Source organism: Microcoleus sp. CZ3-B2, from assembly GCF_036705055.1.
Classification (GTDB): domain Bacteria; phylum Cyanobacteriota; class Cyanobacteriia; order Cyanobacteriales; family Microcoleaceae; genus Microcoleus.
The window spans coordinates 16,022-31,812 of sequence record NZ_JAUBTN010000036.1 but is presented as its reverse complement, the minus strand read 5'-3'; the positions used below and the strand labels follow the sequence as shown (position 1 = coordinate 31,812).

Genomic DNA, 15,791 nt, shown 5'->3' with positions numbered 1-15,791 from the left:
GAATGAAGGTAATTTAAATCTAAAAAAGTTGTCTTTTCGCCGGATATATTTTAAAATTATTGTTTAAAAAAGTTTGAAAATCAATAATTATAATATAAGGAAACCTGTGTGGTGATCACTATGCAAATCCTAGCCGCCAGCCTCAAAGAAAAAGTCCGCCAGCGTACTTTTGAACTGCAAGTTCTCAACGAACTTACCGTGAAAGTAAAACTTGCCACAGTTGCTGAGGAAATTTTGTCTGCGTGTATCGAACATATCGGGCGTCTGATTCCTGCGGAGACGATCCTCTTCGTTGGCGCAGCCCCCGTAGGGGCGGGCTTTCCTTCGGATCGCTTCGCTAACGCTAACGAACTTTTGACGCTACCGGACGATCGACTATACCTCCAACCACTGTCAAACCCTTTAACTGCTCGCACCAAAGCCAAAATTAAAGCACGATTGCAAGCAGCCCGCGTTGAATGGCTCGCTGGAAATCGGGACTGGGCGTACAACATCGCTTTGCCACCAATTGCTCAGTTTAAGTCTGTCTTGATGGCACCAGCTAACGAAGATGAAAGTCAAGAATTGTTGGGAGTATTTTTTATCGGTGCAGAGCAGGCAACTGCTTTTAATATCGAACACCTTTGTTTGCTCCAAACTGTCGCTGAAATTTGTGCAACATCTTTGATTAATTTAGCAGCTAAAAAGCCGAATGTCAAGGAAAAAGATCGAGATAATTTTGCCGTCGGTGAGGAAACTAAAGAATTTGTATTGCGGGCTTTGGCGGACTGTGCGCCGGACATAGTTTTTGCCAAAGATCGAAATTTTAAATACATTTTTGTAAATCAAAGTTTGGCGAAATATTTAGGCAAAAATGTCGAGGAAATTATCGGGAAAGATGACATTGAATTAGGATTTTCAGCAGCAGCCGTATTTGGCGATCGCCAAGGCTTTGTTAGGGGCATTCGCGAGGAAGATCGAGCTGTACTCGCCGGGGAGATGGTTCGCAATCCCTACCAGGCGATCGTCTTTGGAGGCGACAGACAGCACTTTTTTGACGCGCAAAAACTGCCGCTGCGCGATGCGGAGGGCAATATATTTGGGGTTTTGGGTATTTATAGGGAAATTTTAGAACACTCCGCAGCAGAGGAAGCCAGAAATCAAAGCCAAGCCAAACTGCAAAAAATTACTGCTAGCGTACCTGGTACGGTATATCAAGTTGACTTGCATCCAGACGGCTCGATGACCTTCTCGTTTGTGAGCGCGGGCTGTCGAGAATTGTATGAAATAGAACCAGAGGCGGCTCAGCAGGATATTCATGTAATTGTTGACATGATTCATCCCGAAGATCGAGATGATTTTGTCAACTCGGTGCAGATTTCTGCTGAAAGTTTGCAGCCTTGGCGGTGGGAAGGCAGAATTGTTACTCCGTCAGGAAAACTGAAATGGATGCAAGGAGCTTCTCAACCGCAAATGCAAGCATCGGGGGAGATAGTTTACTACGGCTTGTTCACGGATATTAGCGATCGCAAACGAGCGGAATTAAAACTGCAACTTTATCAAGAAATATTTTTAAAGTCTAACGATGCGATCGCCATTTTAGACCCCCAAGGCTATTATTTAGAAACAAATCAAGCTCACACGGCTTTGCTGGGTTACAGTTCATCGAAATTGTGGGGAAAAACCCCTGCGATTCACATGGGAGAACCGGCTTTTGCGTCGCTGCTGCAAAGCTTAGCCGAAACAGGGAGTTATCGAGGCGAAATAACCTGTGTTAAGGCTTTACAAGCCGGAATCTTTGAGGCGGAACTTTCGGCTTTTGCGGTTCTCAATGATGCTGGGGATGTGGTTTGTTACGTCAGCGTCAAAAGAGATATCACCGAACGCAAGCGAGCTGAGGACAAACTTAAACTTTATCGAGAAATATTTTTAAACTCCAACGATGCGATCGTAATTATCGATGCTGATGGGTTTTTTCTGGAACAAAATCGCGCTCACCAATCGCTGCTAGAATACACAGACGCAGAATTAGAAGCAGAAGCGCCGCCGCTGGTGGCGGAGGAGCGCTTTTCGACAATTACCAAAAATTTAGCGAAAACAGGAACTTTTCGGGGCGAAATTACTAACTCTACTAAAAAAGGGCGCACGCTGGCGATCGACGTAGCAGCATACTCTGTGATGAACAACAGCGCCGATATAATTTGTCACGTCTGCGTCAAGCGCGACATTACCGAACGCAAAAAAGAAGAAGAAGAACGGCAAAAATTTGTGTCGTTGATTGAAAATAGCAGCGATTTTATCGGTATGGCTACTCTCGAAGGCCACACGCTGTTTGTCAACGAAGCCGGACGCAAAATGGTTGGTGTAGATCGGCTTTCGGAAATGCTTTATACGGAGATATGGGATTATATAGGTAACACTTTTAAACAAGAATTTACTCAAGAGATTTTGCCAAAAATGCTCGGTGATGGTCAGTGGCAAGGTGAAGGTCAAATGCAGAACTTCCACAGCCAAAAACGCATAGATGTGGTGATAAATGCTTTTCTGGTAAAGCATCCTCAAAGAAGCGAACCGCTGTGCTTTGCTGTGGTAATTCGCGATGTGACTGAACGCAAGCAGGCTGAGAGAATGCTGCGGGAACAAGCAGAACAAGAACGGCTCGTTTCGGCGATCGCCCAGCGAGTCCGGCAGTCTCTCAATCTCACTCAAACTCTGAGCACAGCCGTAGAAGAAGTGCGGCATTTGCTAGGGACTGACCGCACGGTAATTTATCGTTTTGAGTCGGAGAAAACAGCGATTGTGGTTGTGGAATCTGTGGGCGAGGATTGGATGCCGCTGCTAGACAGAAAGCTGGAAGAAGCCTCTTTTGAGGAAAGTTATGTATCGGTGTACCGCGCTGGTAAAATTCAAGCTATTGAAGATGTTTATACGGCAAGCTTGAGCGACATCCACCTAAATTTTTTGGTGAGTTTGCAGGTAAGGGCTAATTTAGTTGTCCCAATTTTTATCGGCGATGAAAATCAAGAGTCGATCGCCGAAAATTGGTCGAAAACTCCCGGAACAGAATCGCACATCGCGATTTGGGAAACCAGTCAAAATCGGTTGTGGGGATTGCTGGTTGCTCACCAGTGCGGTGGCCCGCGCGCTTGGACTGATTCTGAGGTGGATTTGCTGGGAAGGTTGAGCGTGCAGTTGGCGATCGCCATTCAGCAATCTACTTTGTTTGAACAAGCGCAGCAGGCCCGAGAAGCAGCCCTAGAAGCCTCTAGAATGAAGTCGCTATTTTTGGCAAATATGAGTCACGAAATCCGCACTCCGATGAATGGAGTGATGGGAATGACTGATTTGCTGCTGAAAACAAATCTCACTCCCGAACAGCTAGACTTTGTGCAGACGCTGAAACTCAGCAGCCAAAATTTGCTATCAATCATTAATGATATTCTCGATCTCTCCAAACTGGAAGCCGGAGAAATGCGTTTGGAAACCATCGAATTTGACCTCAGTATCTGTTTGGATGAAGTGCTGGATTTGTTGGCAACTCCCGCACAAGAAAAAGGTATAGAATTGGTGGCGCTGATTGACAGCGACGTGCCGCAGCAAATTAGAGGCGACGCAGCGAGGTTGCGGCAAATTCTCACTAACTTAATCAACAATGCGATTAAGTTTACCGAAGTAGGAGAAGTAGTAATTGAGGTTTCTACTGGCAGACCTCCGGGGTTGGTGGCAGCCAGTGCCGCCCGCAAAAAATTAGAGAATATGCAGCCGTTAAAACTCGGAAGCGATCCCTCGCTGTTGCTGCTGTTTAAAATCACAGATACAGGAATTGGCATAACGACAGAAGACCAAATAAAGCTGTTTCAATCTTTTACTCAAGTTGATGCTTCTACGACGAGAAAATACGGTGGCACAGGTTTAGGCTTGGCTATTTCTAAGCAGTTGGTGGAGTTGCTAGGGGGTCAAATAGGCGTGGAAAGCACCCTTGGTCAAGGCTCAACTTTTTGGTTTACTGTGCCGGCTGTTAAGGAAAATTTGACTGCTGCGAGGACAGCGTGCGACGTGAATTTGCAAACGGTGTTGGCGGGACGAAAAATGTTAGTTGCTAGCGATAAGCCGACCTTGCGAAAAGTGCTGCTGAAAATGGCTGTTTTGTGGGGAATGGAAGTTGACGAGGTTGAGAACGGTTGGATGGCGATCGCCTCTCTGTACAAAGCTGTCAGCATTAATTCTCCTTACGCTATTGTTTTGGTGGATATTCAGTTACCGGAAATGGTGGCGGGAAGTCTGGAACGTTTGATGATTGCTGAGCAATCTATGCAGCAAACACATTGGGTGGTGTTGACTTCTATTACTCAGATATCGGAGGCGAAACGTTTAGTAGATATCGGTTTTAGCGGCTATTTAACTAAACCTGTGAAAGCTCATCGGCTGTTTGATTGTTTGGTGAATGCGATCGCCCCTAGTGTTGAAATCGATCTGTCGCTGGCAAATCCCACCAATAATCAAGCCTCAGTTATTGACAATCGGGAGTTAGCCAGCTTGAAGATTTTGTTAGTTGAAGATACTCCGATCAATCAAAAAGTTGGCTTGAATCAACTCAAACTTTTGGGATGCGCTGCGGATGTGGCGAATAACGGTGCTGAGGCGCTATCGATGCTGACCCTCAAAAAGTATGACATTGTGTTGATGGACTGTCAGATGCCGGTTTTGGACGGTTACGAAGCGACGCGGGAATTGCGCCGTCTGGAAGCGACAGGCGCTGCTGGTTTGGGGGAGTTGGAGCTTCATACGGTGGTGATTGCGATGACGGCGAATGCTTTGAAGGGCGATCGGGAAAAGTGTCTGGCGGCGGGGATGGACGATTATATTAGCAAACCTATTTCGATCGAAAAGTTAAAATCTGTACTAGAAAATTGGTCGGTAAAGTTAAAAATTGAAACTCCCAAGTTTCAGGGCGAGGAACTCCAAAACTCTGCAGCGGATCTAGAATCTGTAGTCGATATAGCGCGCTTGCACGAAATTGCTGGCGCTGATTTAGATTTTGAGCAGGAAATTTTGCAAGCTTTTGTGGTGGATACTGGCAGTTATTTAGAAGAAGCTAAGGGGGCGATTTCTTCGGGAGATGTGCAGGCGCTGGCCCGCCACGCGCATCAAATTAAAGGTGTCAGCGCTACGGCGGCGGTGCGGCGAATGCCGGATTTGGCTGCTGAGCTTCAAACTCTGGCCGAATCCAACGATTTGGAGGGGGCTACAAAAATCATCGCTGAATTAGAAATAATTCTGGCGGGGGTTGAAAAGTGGACTGCTGGTCAGTGATAGGTTCTACAGTATTTGTAGGGGGGCCTGGGCCTAAAAAATCATGATAGTTTGGCTACAAAAGAAGTGTTGGGTTTTTTGCACGGGCGATAGTTTGCAAGGTGCGGATCTATGAGATTATGAATATGTTTAGGGATTTTCGCTAGGCGACGCACCCTAGGACTTGATTGATTTTATGCAGAAGTGGTCCGATCGCCCGATCGCAAATACCTCCTATTAGTCTCTGCCATCGATAGCCTGTAAAGATTTTTAACTTTTTATCAAGATATTTATTTCTATGTGACGAGATTAGGAACTCTTATAACATCTTGTGTGTTGTAGCTTTTGACACTACTAAATTGAGTTATTGTGGTGAAATATAAAATAATCATTAAGCCGATCGCTCAAAAGGTACTTTTCGTATATCGGCTTGAAAGACTAAGATCAGATTTTCGCCCGCCCAACCCATTAACTGCGTATTTACGCTTGAGGAGGTTTTATGACTCCAATCATGTTACGTCAACTCTGGTCGTTAATTGAGACCACCCAAGCCACTCTGTTAGTCAATTTAGACGATGACACCCTGGTACAGTGGCTGCTGAAGCAGTTGAAGGCAAATTCTGCGCTCAATGGCAATGAAACAGATGTGTTGAACGAGTACATCGAGTCTCGGCTGTCGCTAATTCGCGATTTAGCTGAGGAGCGTTTGACCCCCGATCGGTTCTGAGCCGATTAAATCAAAATTGGATAAATATTGTAGAGAAGGGCGATCGCCCGCAGCCGGCTAAAAAAGATCGGCTGGTTTGCGTGGAGTTGTCGCGGTTGACAACAGCTAATTTGAAGCAGCCCGATGTTGTAAATGGGCGATCGGCAAAGTTATCGACAGCTACAAGGTAGGATCGTCAGGAAAGCGTTCTACTAAAATCTATGCGTAAATGGGGATTTCTGTTGCTAGCAAGCGTGTTATTAGTCGCACCGCTAGCATCTTGTCGGGATCGATCGGCACAAACCGGACAAAATACAGCAACAAATTCTGGTGAAGGCAAATCGCAACAAGGTTCCAGCCGGATAGATACTATTGTCAGCCGCGGCAAACTCATTTGCGGCGTCAGTGGCGAACTACCGGGTTTTAGCTTTGTAGACGAAAAAGGTAAATATTCGGGACTCGATGTAGATGTGTGCAGGGCGGTGGCGGCCGCAATATTTGACGATCCCGAAAAAGTCGAATACCGAAAGCTCAACGCCAAAGATAGATTTACAGTTTTGCAATCTGGCGAAATCGACCTTCTCAGCCGAAATACCACCTTTACGGCCAGCCGCGACAGCACTACGGGACTGGAATTTGCGCCAATTGTCTTTTATGACTCTCAAAGCATCATGGTCAAAAAAGACAGCGGCATCAAAAGTTTAAAAGATTTTGCGGGCAAATCTATCTGCGTGCAGACAGGTACGAGCAACGAACAAAATTTGTCCGACCAAATGCGAAAATTAGGAGTCAAATACACTCCTGTCGTATTTGAAGATGTGAATGCTACCTTTGCTACCTATCAAGAAGGTCGCTGTCAAGGTGTTACTTCCGATAGATCGCAACTTCTTTCTAAGCGCACAACTCTACCGAATTCCCAGAACAATGTGATTTTGCCGGTAGTGATGTCAAAAGAACCCTTAGCCCCAGCGGTAAAAAGCGGCGATGCGAAATGGGCGGATGCGGTGAGATGGATTATTTTTGCGACGATTGAAGCTGAAGATTTGGGAATTAATTCAGCAAATGTAGATAAAATTGCAGCAAGCAGTACCGATCCAAACGTCAAACGTTTGCTAGGAAAAGAAGGAGACTTAGGTAAAGGTTTCGGACTCTCGAACGATTTCGCTCTCCGCATTGTTAAAAAAGTGGGGAATTACGGGGAAATATACGATCGCAACCTCGGCCCGAAAAGTACACTTAAGTTAGACCGGGGTCAAAACAGACTCTGGAAAGATGGCGGTTTGCTTTACTCGCCACCCTTCCGTTAATTTCATCAGGACTTAAACGCGCTTCGTCCCAGAAACCGGGTTTTTTACGCAAATATTTGACGCTTGCTCTTTACCGCTTCAAAAACCCGGTTTCTGGGCTATTGGTGCGTAATTCTCTGTATAGTAGACCTCTGTCATTCATTGGCTCTCAAGACTTGAAATTATCTGCGTTTATCGTGGGTTGCATCTGCCTTGCACCTGCGGTAGATCTATCAATCAAAGATTTATGCAATTCAAGTCTAGTTCGCTCTACATTAAAAAATTATGAATACAGAACCTCAACCGGGCCACTCCAAGAAATCATCCAAATTTCAAGAGTTATCAACACTGCTGCGAGACGATCGCTTGTGGAAAATAGTCGGACAGGCGATCGCCCTAATTTTAGTAATAACTGTAATCGCCATTTTTTGGGACAATATCAGCGCCAATTACGCGCAACTAGGGATTGAATTTGGATTTGACTTTCTCAATTCCCAAGCATCCTTCGATATCGGCGAAAGCGTAATTCCCTACAGTCCCGAAAACACCTACAGACAAGCTTATTTTGTCGGTTTAGTCAACTCGCTGCGGGTAATGGGTCTGGGGATTGTTTTCACAACAATTGCGGGCGTGACGGTAGGAATTGCGCGCCTTTCCGACAACTGGTTGCTGCGAAACTTGGCTGCTTTGTACGTAGAAATTCTGCGAAACACGCCCTTATTGCTGCAATTATTTTTCTGGTATTTTGCAGTGTTCATTTCCCTGCCAAAACTGGAAGATAACCCGCAGATGAAAGAGCCGATTTACTTGACAAATCGCGGCATTGCTGTACCTTGGCCTGCACCTTTGCCCGGTTTTGAGATTTGGTTGATTTTATTAACTGTCGGAGTTTTGGCTGCGGCGGGGCTGTGGATGTGGCGGGGGCGGGTGATGCTGGAAACAGCGAAGCCGGGAAGACAGTTATTTTGGGCGGCAGGTGCGATCGGGCTAAGTGCGATCGTAGCTTTAATTATCACCAAAAATCTGCCTTTGCGCCTAGATTTCCCCCGCCTGACACCAGCATTGCAACTCCAAGGAGGATTAAAAATAACTCCAGAATTTGCAGCCTTAGTAACAGGACTGAGCTTGTATACTGGGAGTTATATTGCAGAAATTGTCCGCGCCGGAATTCAGTCAGTATCGCGAGGTCAGTGGGAAGCAGCAAAATCTTTGGGACTAAAATCGGGAACCGCGATGCGGATGGTAATTTTGCCGCAAGCCTTGCGGGTGATAGTGCCGCCTTTAACCAGTCAGTATTTAAATTTAGCTAAGAATTCAAGTTTAGCTGTGGCGGTTGCTTATCCCGATGTTTACTTTGTAGTGGGTTCTCCGACTTTGAATCAGACCGGTCGGGCGATCGAAGCAATGCTAATTATCATGGTAACATACCTGACAATTAGTTTAATAGTTTCTCTATTCATGAATTGGTACAATCGAACCGTACAACTCAAGGAAAGATAAAAATTTAATTCTGGTAACAATAAGGCAAATCAAATGGCTTACAGTGACTTCAGTTTAAGCAGCGTCTTGAAAACATTTAAATTAAGTTATTCTGAAACTGCTAATTTGTTTGCGAACGAACAGAAACTAGAAAGCCGTAAAAACTTTAGAAATGTTAGTATAGCTGTTCTCAATAAAATGAGGTTTGCCCAATGACCAATCCCTCCGCTTCGCGCTCGCCCAATCCCTCCGCTTCGCTCCGCCCAATGCCCACTCCTAGCATCTAATGTTACTGAAAAAGGCTAGATATAAGTGCAATTAGAAATTAACGACTAACCACTCAAGAATTATGGAAAAAACCCCCGTACTACCGCCTCCCCCCACCGAATCGCCCACACCTTGGAATTGGGCGCGCAAAAACCTATTTAGTACCTGGTACAACTGCATTTTTACAGTAGTTTGTCTGATTGTCGGTTTCCAAACTATCAAAGGAATTATCGTTTGGGCTACAACAAAAGCTCAGTGGCGGGTATTAGAAGCCAACTTGCCGCTATTTTTTGCGGGCAGATTTCCCAGCGAATCCTACTGGCGGCTGTGGATAGTGGCGGGAATAATTGCTTTGTTGGGAGGCTTGACTTGGGGAAATATTCAGCGGGAAGAACGACTTTGGAATGCGCCTACATTGATTTTACTCGCTGCTGCGGTTGTCGGTGCGCTAATTTCGCCGATCGACCAAACCTCTCGCTTCTACCTCTTAGGAATTATTATCGCAGCCATCGTCGGCTACGTCACCGCCAGACAAGTCAACCCTAAAATCATGGGTTGGATGCCAGGAATTTGGGCTTTATCCTTCCCGCTGATTTTGTGGCTAATTAAAGGCGGGTTAGGTTTGAGAGAAGTCTCGACAAATGATTGGGGCGGTTTAGTGTTGACGCTGTTTTTAGCAATAATTAGTATTGTGCTTTCCTTTCCCTTGGGAGTATTGCTAGCCTTGGGGAGACAAAGTTCTTTGCCCGTCGTCAAACTGCTTTCAACATTATATATTGAAATCGTTCGCGGTTTGCCATTAATTGGCATTTTGTTTTTAGGTCAAGTGATGCTGCAATTATTCTTGCCGCCGGAATATCCCAAATTAGATAGAGTCGTAAGGGCGATCGCGGGATTAACATTATTCAGTGCGGCATACTTGGCAGAAAACGTGCGCGGGGGCTTGCAAGCCGTACCCAGGGGACAAATAGAAGCGGCAAGGGCGATCGGGCTAAACACACCGCTACTGACAATTCTCATTGTACTACCCCAAGCGTTGCGAACAGTCATTCCGGCGATCGGCGGTCAATTCATCGGATTATTCATGGATACATCCCTACTTGCCCTATTTGGAATGTTAGAATTAATCGGAATATCCCGCGCAATTTTAGCAAATCCATCATACATCGGCAGGTACGCCGAAGTTTACATATTCGTCGGCCTAATTTATTGGGTATTTTGCTATTCAATGTCATTAGCTAGCCGCAAACTAGAACGCAGTCTCGAAAAAAGTTATTAGTTGTTGGTTATTAGTTGTTGGTTATTGGTTATTGGTTACTGGTTACTGGTTATTGGTTACTGGTTACTGGTTATTGGTTATTGGTTATTAGACAAGTTTTCTACAGGAATTTCTATCAGCGTTCATCAGCGTTAATCAGCGGTTAACAAATAAAACAAACATGGAAACTCAATCCACAAATCCCGAAACAGTAATCGTAGCAGAAAATGTCCATAAATGGTACGGAAAATTTCACGTACTGCGAGGCGTTAGCATGAACGTAAACCGAGGCGAAGTCGTCGTCATAATGGGCCCGTCCGGTTCGGGAAAATCCACATTTATTCGTACTTTCAACGCCTTAGAAGCATATCAGCAAGGTAAAATAACGATCGACGGAATCGAACTTTCCCACGACTTGCGGAACATCGAGACAATTCGCCGGGAAGTAGGAATGGTATTTCAACAATTCAACCTGTTTCCCCACCTATCAGTCTTACAAAACGTCATGCTAGCGCCCGTATGGGTGCGCCGCTGGCCCAAGAAAAAAGCCGAAGAAGCAGCAATGCAACTGTTAGAAAGAGTGGGAATTTTGGAACAAGCACAAAAATATCCCGGACAGCTATCTGGCGGACAGCAGCAACGGGTAGCAATTGCACGTTCTTTAGCAATGCAGCCTAAAATTATGCTTTTTGACGAACCAACATCAGCATTAGATCCAGAAATGGTGCGAGAAGTTTTAGATGTGATGCGAAATTTGGCGGAAACTGGAATTACAATGGTAGTAGTAACTCACGAAGTCGGATTTGCGCGCGAAGTAGCGGATCGCATTGTATTGATGGACGGCGGCGTTTTAGTGGAAGAAGCCGGGCCGGAAGAGTTTTTTCAGAATCCGAAGGAAGAACGCACCCGCAAGTTTTTATCTCAGATATTGTAACTAATTTTCAAGTTTAATCGGTGAATTTGGCGGCGGTAGCAGCCGTAAAAAAAGACAGAATTAAGGTAAAATAAAAAAGTGTACAATCAGTCTCTATTTTGCTGAGATAGCTTGCAATGCCATCCACAAAAACTCTGCCGTTAGTTAAAGACTCGGAACGCCTAGAAAGTCGCCTCAAAGAAATTCCGGCGGTTCCTGGTGTATACTTAATGCGAGACGAGAGCGATCGCATCCTTTACATCGGTAAATCAAAAAAACTGCGAAATCGCGTCCGTTCCTACTTCCGCGAAAGCCAAAACCTCAGTCCCCGCATCGCGATGATGGTACAGCAAGTGCGGGAAATCGAATTCATCGCCACCGACACAGAAGCGGAAGCTTTAGCATTAGAAGCAAACCTTGTAAAACAGCACCAACCTTACTTTAATGTCCTCCTTAAGGACGATAAAAAATATCCCTATTTGTGCATAACTTGGTCGGAAGAATACCCGCGCATTTTCATCACCCGTAAACGTCGCGCCAGCAGTGCAAAAGACCGCTACTACGGCCCCTACGTCGATACAGGGGCGCTGCGGAGTACGCTGCATTTAATCAAGCGGATTTTTCCCCTGCGACAGCGCCCTCAGCCGCTGTTTAAAGACCGTCCCTGTTTGAACTACGACATCGGCCGCTGCGTCGGCGTTTGTCAAGGGCTAACTTCGCCGGAAGAATACCGCAAAATTATCCAAAAGGTAGCGATGATTTTTCAGGGAAGGACTCAGGAGTTGCTGGACATTCTGGAACCGCAAATGGAAAAAGCAGCGGAAGATTTAAACTTTGAAACTGCGGCGCGGATCCGAGATCAAATTAAGGGTTTGCAGTCTTTGAGTGCTGGTCAAAAAGTGTCTTTACCCGATGATACGGTTTCTAGAGATGCGATCGCCCTTGCAGCCGGCACTCAGCACGCTTGCGTTCAATTATTCCAGATTCGTGCCGGCCAATTAGTCGGAAGACTGGGATTTATTGCAGAAATACCCTCCCAACCGCCCCTTACCAATGGGGGGCAAGAGTTGTCTCAACTTTCTGTTTCCTCCCCTCTTTGCGAAGGTGGGGAAGCGGGGGTGGAACCGGGAGCAATTTTGCAGCGGGTGTTGGAGGAACATTATCAAAATGTCGAATCTGTAGAAATTCCCAGCGAAATTTCAGTGCAGTACGAATTGCCAGAAGCGGAAATATTAGCAGATTGGTTGAGCAATCGTAAAGGACGAAAAGTGACAATTGTGACTCCGCAGCGCCAAACTAAGGCGGAGTTGATTGAGATGGTGGAACGCAATGCTGAGTATGAATTGGCGAGAATGCAGAGATTGGGCGATCGCAATTCTCAAGCAATGGAAGATTTAGCAGAAATTCTCGATTTGCCGGAAATCCCGCACCGAATTGAAGGTTACGATATTTCTCACATTCAAGGTTCTGACGCTGTAGCTTCCCGCGTCGTATTTATTGACGGTTTGCCTGCAAACCAACACTACCGCCATTACAAAATTAAGAATCCTGAAATTAAATCGGGTCATTCTGACGATTTTGCGAGTTTAGCAGAAGTGATCGGCAGGAGATTCCGAAAGAATCAGGAAAAAGAAAGTTCGGCAACGAACAATGTACAGGATTTAACGGCTCAAAGTAATGAAAATGAATTGAGTAATTTAGGATTGCGGCAAGAAGTCAGTAGTTTATCTTCGGTTTCTCATACTATTTCTGACAAACCGGATTTGATTATGATAGATGGTGGCAAAGGTCAACTGTCAGCAGTTGTGGCTGTTTTGCGGGAGATGAATTTGCTAGATGAGTTGCGGGTTGTCAGTTTGGCTAAGCAGCGAGAGGAGATATTTTTGCCGGGGGAATCTTTGCCGCTGCCCACTAATTCTGAGCAGCCAGGGGTACAATTATTGCGGCGGGTGCGGGATGAGGCGCACAGATTTGCTGTGAGTTTTCACCGGGATCAAAGAAGTCAGAGAATGAAGCGATCGCGCCTTGATGATATTCCGGGATTGGGACACCACCGGCAAAAACTGTTGTTAGCGCATTTTCGGTCGATCGACTATCTGCGTTTAGCGACTCCCGAACAGTTGGCAGAAGTTTCTGGGATTGGCCCGCGTCTGGCGCAGCAAGTCTACGATTATTTCCACCCGTAAAGCCTTTGGTAGCCTGGGAAAGGGAGATTTTTAGCTGATTGGGCGATCGGGCTCCAAGTCCCGATTTAGCCCTTGGGAGGGACAACTTAAAAAATTTTGCACAGGCCTATTGCAATTTTTAGAAGCTTGTGTTATATTTGGATTCTGTGTGCGGGCATAGTTTAGTGGTAAAACTTTAGCCTTCCAAGCTAACTATGCGGGTTCGATTCCCGCTGCCCGCTTACCAAGATAAATGGCTAGAACCCTTGAGAAATCAAGGGTTTTCGCGTTTCTAGGGCTTAGCGTATGTGACCGTACAAGGAGTCTTTGGAGACAAAACGGGCTATCTGGAGACAAATTTGGAGACAATTTGGAGACAATTTGGAGACAATCAACTCCCTAGCCCTGCCAATAAGTCCAGCACAGCTTCCATATCTGCCAAGTCGGCCTTTGACTTTTTGCGCCGCCCTTTCAACTGGTTGAGCAAGTCTGCCGGCTCTGGAAAATCCGCGTCGGTCGGAGCCACATTTTGATTTGCTTCCCGATCGCGCGTGCATCCTGGAGTCCGCAACCCAAGAACGGACTCGCATTCCGCACTACGAACCAATTTCGTCATTGTCAATCGATCGTACATGGTATGAGTTTCTCAACAACAGCTATAATAGTGTTTGCTAAGAGCACCCTAAAACCGACTGTTTGCTATTAAATATCGTCATCATCTGGGCCCTGTACCCCCTGAATAATCCGCGATAACTCACTCTTCTCATTAATGGCAATCCGAGTCGGAGAACCGCTGATCACCCGTTCGTAGCCGCGGAACGAATCTTTAATTTGCGGCCCCCGTTCAGTAATCGTATATTCCCGAATCCCTTTGTCGTGCCACGAACCGCGCATTTTAAACACATTAATTGCCCGCGACATTTCCCCGCGAATTTCTACATACTGCAGCATGATAATCGTGTCAGTAATCGTAGAAATATGGGAGTCAGTAATCGAATGAGAACCCATAAACTGATCGCTGGTATTTGTAAAAAAGCCAGTGATTTCTTCCTGCTTCGCAAAACCCGTTACCCCAATCACAAATTGCCTAAAAGCATTATTGCTGACACCCCTAGCTAAGGCCGACAGCGAGTCAATAGCAATTCGAGAAGGTTTGAATTCCGCAATTTCTGATTTAATCGTCTGCAAGTGGTCTTCCAAACCCGCAGATTCCGGGTAAGTACACAGCAGTTTTAGCAGTCCTTTCTGTTCCATTTCTTCAAAATCAATGCCCCAAGAATAAGCATTGCGGAACAACTGAGCCCGCGATTCTTCATAGGCAAAAAGCAGCGCCCGATTGCCGTTCATGCAAGCATTTTGCAAGAACTTGCTTACCAACAGGGTTTTGCCGGTTCCCGTTGCACCAGTAGCTAAAATAATCGAGTCTTTAAAGAAACCGCCGCCGCACATCTCGTCGAGAGTTTTATCGCCGGAAGAAACCCGCACGTTAGAAGACTTTTGAGTTAATCGCATCGCTCCCAATGGGAAAATATTAATGCCGTCATTAGTCATAGTAAAAGGATATTCGCCTTTCATGTGAGTTGTACCGCGCAACTTCAAAATTTCCATTGTGCGGCGGCGGCGTTCTCCTTCTAAAACGTTGCGAACAATTACTACATTATCCGATACAAATTCTTCCACTCCAAATCGGGCCACAGGGCCGTATTCTTCCAGCCTTTCGGTAGTCATAACTGTAGTTGCACCTACTTGTTTGAGGCGCGCAACTAAGCGAAAAATTTCTCGGCGCACTACCGATGCAGCGTCGTACTGCTGAAATACTGCTGTCACTGAATCTATAGAAACGCGCTTGGCTTTGTACTTGCGAATGGCGTATTGAATTCGTTCGATTAAGGCTGATAAATCAAAATTTCCCACGATATCCTGACCTTCTGGGTCGGGGGAAGCGTCCAAAATAAATAGCTTGCCTTCATCGATTAATTTTGCGAGATTCCAACCGAAACTGCACGCATTTTTAATAATATCTGTTGGTGATTCTTCAAAAGTTACGAGGACTCCCGGTTCGTCAAAATGGGTGATTCCGTTATAGATAAATTGTACGGCAAATAAAGTTTTTCCTGTTCCTGATGTGCCGCTGACTAGGGTGGTTCTGCCGACTGGCATTCCGCCGTGACTGATGTCGTCAAAACCTTCAATCATCGTGCGAATTTTTTGAACTCCTGCAGTTACATTTTTTTCTGGTTGTACTGTTTGAATAATTTCATTCATATGGATTTTTGTGAACTCTCAGTATTCTTTAGTTGTGAATCATTAACTTTTCTAGTGGTGTCCGCGTTCGTACTGGCTTATATAACCCGTGCGAACGGGGACAGTTCTATAACAAAAAAATGCTTTTTACAAAAATGAGATGCTCCCATAACTAATAACTAATCACTGCTGACTAATGACT

The 15,791-nt window shown here is 45.6% G+C and carries 9 protein-coding genes and 1 tRNA gene; 8 read left to right on the top strand and 2 right to left on the bottom strand.

Annotated features, from left to right (window positions below; translation table 11 throughout):
- The first annotated feature begins 108 nt into the window (after nucleotides 1-108).
- The 8 genes from QUA97_RS17010 (at nucleotide 109) to QUA97_RS16975 (ending at nucleotide 13,587) form a co-directional block, all read left to right on the top strand.
- On the top strand, nucleotides 109-5,292 hold the full coding sequence (locus tag QUA97_RS17010) for a PAS domain-containing hybrid sensor histidine kinase/response regulator (RefSeq protein ID WP_333195279.1): 5,184 nt from the start codon (nucleotides 109-111) through the stop codon (nucleotides 5,290-5,292).
- 478 nt (nucleotides 5,293-5,770) lie between these two features.
- Nucleotides 5,771-5,998: a hypothetical protein gene (locus QUA97_RS17005; RefSeq protein WP_194068409.1), complete on the top strand. Its 228-nt coding sequence runs from the start codon at nucleotides 5,771-5,773 to the stop codon at nucleotides 5,996-5,998.
- Nucleotides 5,999-6,198: 200 nt separating this feature from the next.
- Nucleotides 6,199-7,284, top strand: coding sequence for an amino acid ABC transporter substrate-binding protein (locus QUA97_RS17000; protein ID WP_333195278.1), 1,086 nt, complete (start codon nucleotides 6,199-6,201; stop codon nucleotides 7,282-7,284).
- Nucleotides 7,285-7,548: 264 nt separating this feature from the next.
- The gene (locus QUA97_RS16995) at nucleotides 7,549-8,763 is read left to right on the top strand and encodes an amino acid ABC transporter permease (protein WP_333195277.1); all 1,215 of its coding nucleotides are present in this window, start codon (nucleotides 7,549-7,551) and stop codon (nucleotides 8,761-8,763) included.
- A gap of 328 nt (nucleotides 8,764-9,091) precedes the next feature.
- A complete protein-coding gene (locus QUA97_RS16990) occupies nucleotides 9,092-10,288 on the top strand; it encodes an amino acid ABC transporter permease (protein WP_333195276.1) in 1,197 nt (398 codons plus the stop codon).
- Nucleotides 10,289-10,448: 160 nt separating this feature from the next.
- A complete protein-coding gene (locus QUA97_RS16985) occupies nucleotides 10,449-11,201 on the top strand; it encodes an amino acid ABC transporter ATP-binding protein (protein WP_194070966.1) in 753 nt (250 codons plus the stop codon).
- 116 nt (nucleotides 11,202-11,317) lie between these two features.
- Entirely contained in the window at nucleotides 11,318-13,366 is a 2,049-nt protein-coding gene (uvrC, locus tag QUA97_RS16980; protein WP_333195275.1) for an excinuclease ABC subunit UvrC, read from the top strand.
- Between the two features lie 150 nt (nucleotides 13,367-13,516).
- Nucleotides 13,517-13,587, top strand: a tRNA-Gly gene (locus QUA97_RS16975).
- A gap of 149 nt (nucleotides 13,588-13,736) precedes the next feature.
- Here the strand turns inward: QUA97_RS16975 and QUA97_RS16970 are convergent.
- Nucleotides 13,737-13,979, bottom strand: coding sequence for a hypothetical protein (locus QUA97_RS16970; RefSeq protein ID WP_333195274.1), 243 nt, complete (start codon nucleotides 13,977-13,979; stop codon nucleotides 13,737-13,739).
- A gap of 68 nt (nucleotides 13,980-14,047) precedes the next feature.
- Nucleotides 14,048-15,610, bottom strand: a complete 1,563-nt coding sequence (gene kaiC, locus QUA97_RS16965) for a circadian clock protein KaiC (RefSeq protein WP_194070968.1) — start codon at nucleotides 15,608-15,610, stop codon at nucleotides 14,048-14,050.
- Nucleotides 15,611-15,791: the final 181 nt, after the last annotated feature.

What these genes read in the sequence shown, in the direction of transcription:
- QUA97_RS16990 (WP_333195276.1), top strand. Translation starts at nt 9,092, where the DNA reads ATGGAAAAAACCCCCGTACTACCGCCTCCCCCCACCGAATCGCCCACA.
- QUA97_RS16985 (WP_194070966.1), top strand. Translation starts at nt 10,449, where the DNA reads ATGGAAACTCAATCCACAAATCCCGAAACAGTAATCGTAGCAGAAAAT.
- QUA97_RS17000 (WP_333195278.1), top strand. Translation starts at nt 6,199, where the DNA reads ATGCGTAAATGGGGATTTCTGTTGCTAGCAAGCGTGTTATTAGTCGCA.
- QUA97_RS16970 (WP_333195274.1), bottom strand. Translation starts at nt 13,979, where the DNA reads ATGTACGATCGATTGACAATGACGAAATTGGTTCGTAGTGCGGAATGC.
- uvrC (WP_333195275.1), top strand. Translation starts at nt 11,318, where the DNA reads ATGCCATCCACAAAAACTCTGCCGTTAGTTAAAGACTCGGAACGCCTA.
- kaiC (WP_194070968.1), bottom strand. Translation starts at nt 15,610, where the DNA reads ATGAATGAAATTATTCAAACAGTACAACCAGAAAAAAATGTAACTGCA.
- QUA97_RS17005 (WP_194068409.1), top strand. Translation starts at nt 5,771, where the DNA reads ATGACTCCAATCATGTTACGTCAACTCTGGTCGTTAATTGAGACCACC.
- QUA97_RS16995 (WP_333195277.1), top strand. Translation starts at nt 7,549, where the DNA reads ATGAATACAGAACCTCAACCGGGCCACTCCAAGAAATCATCCAAATTT.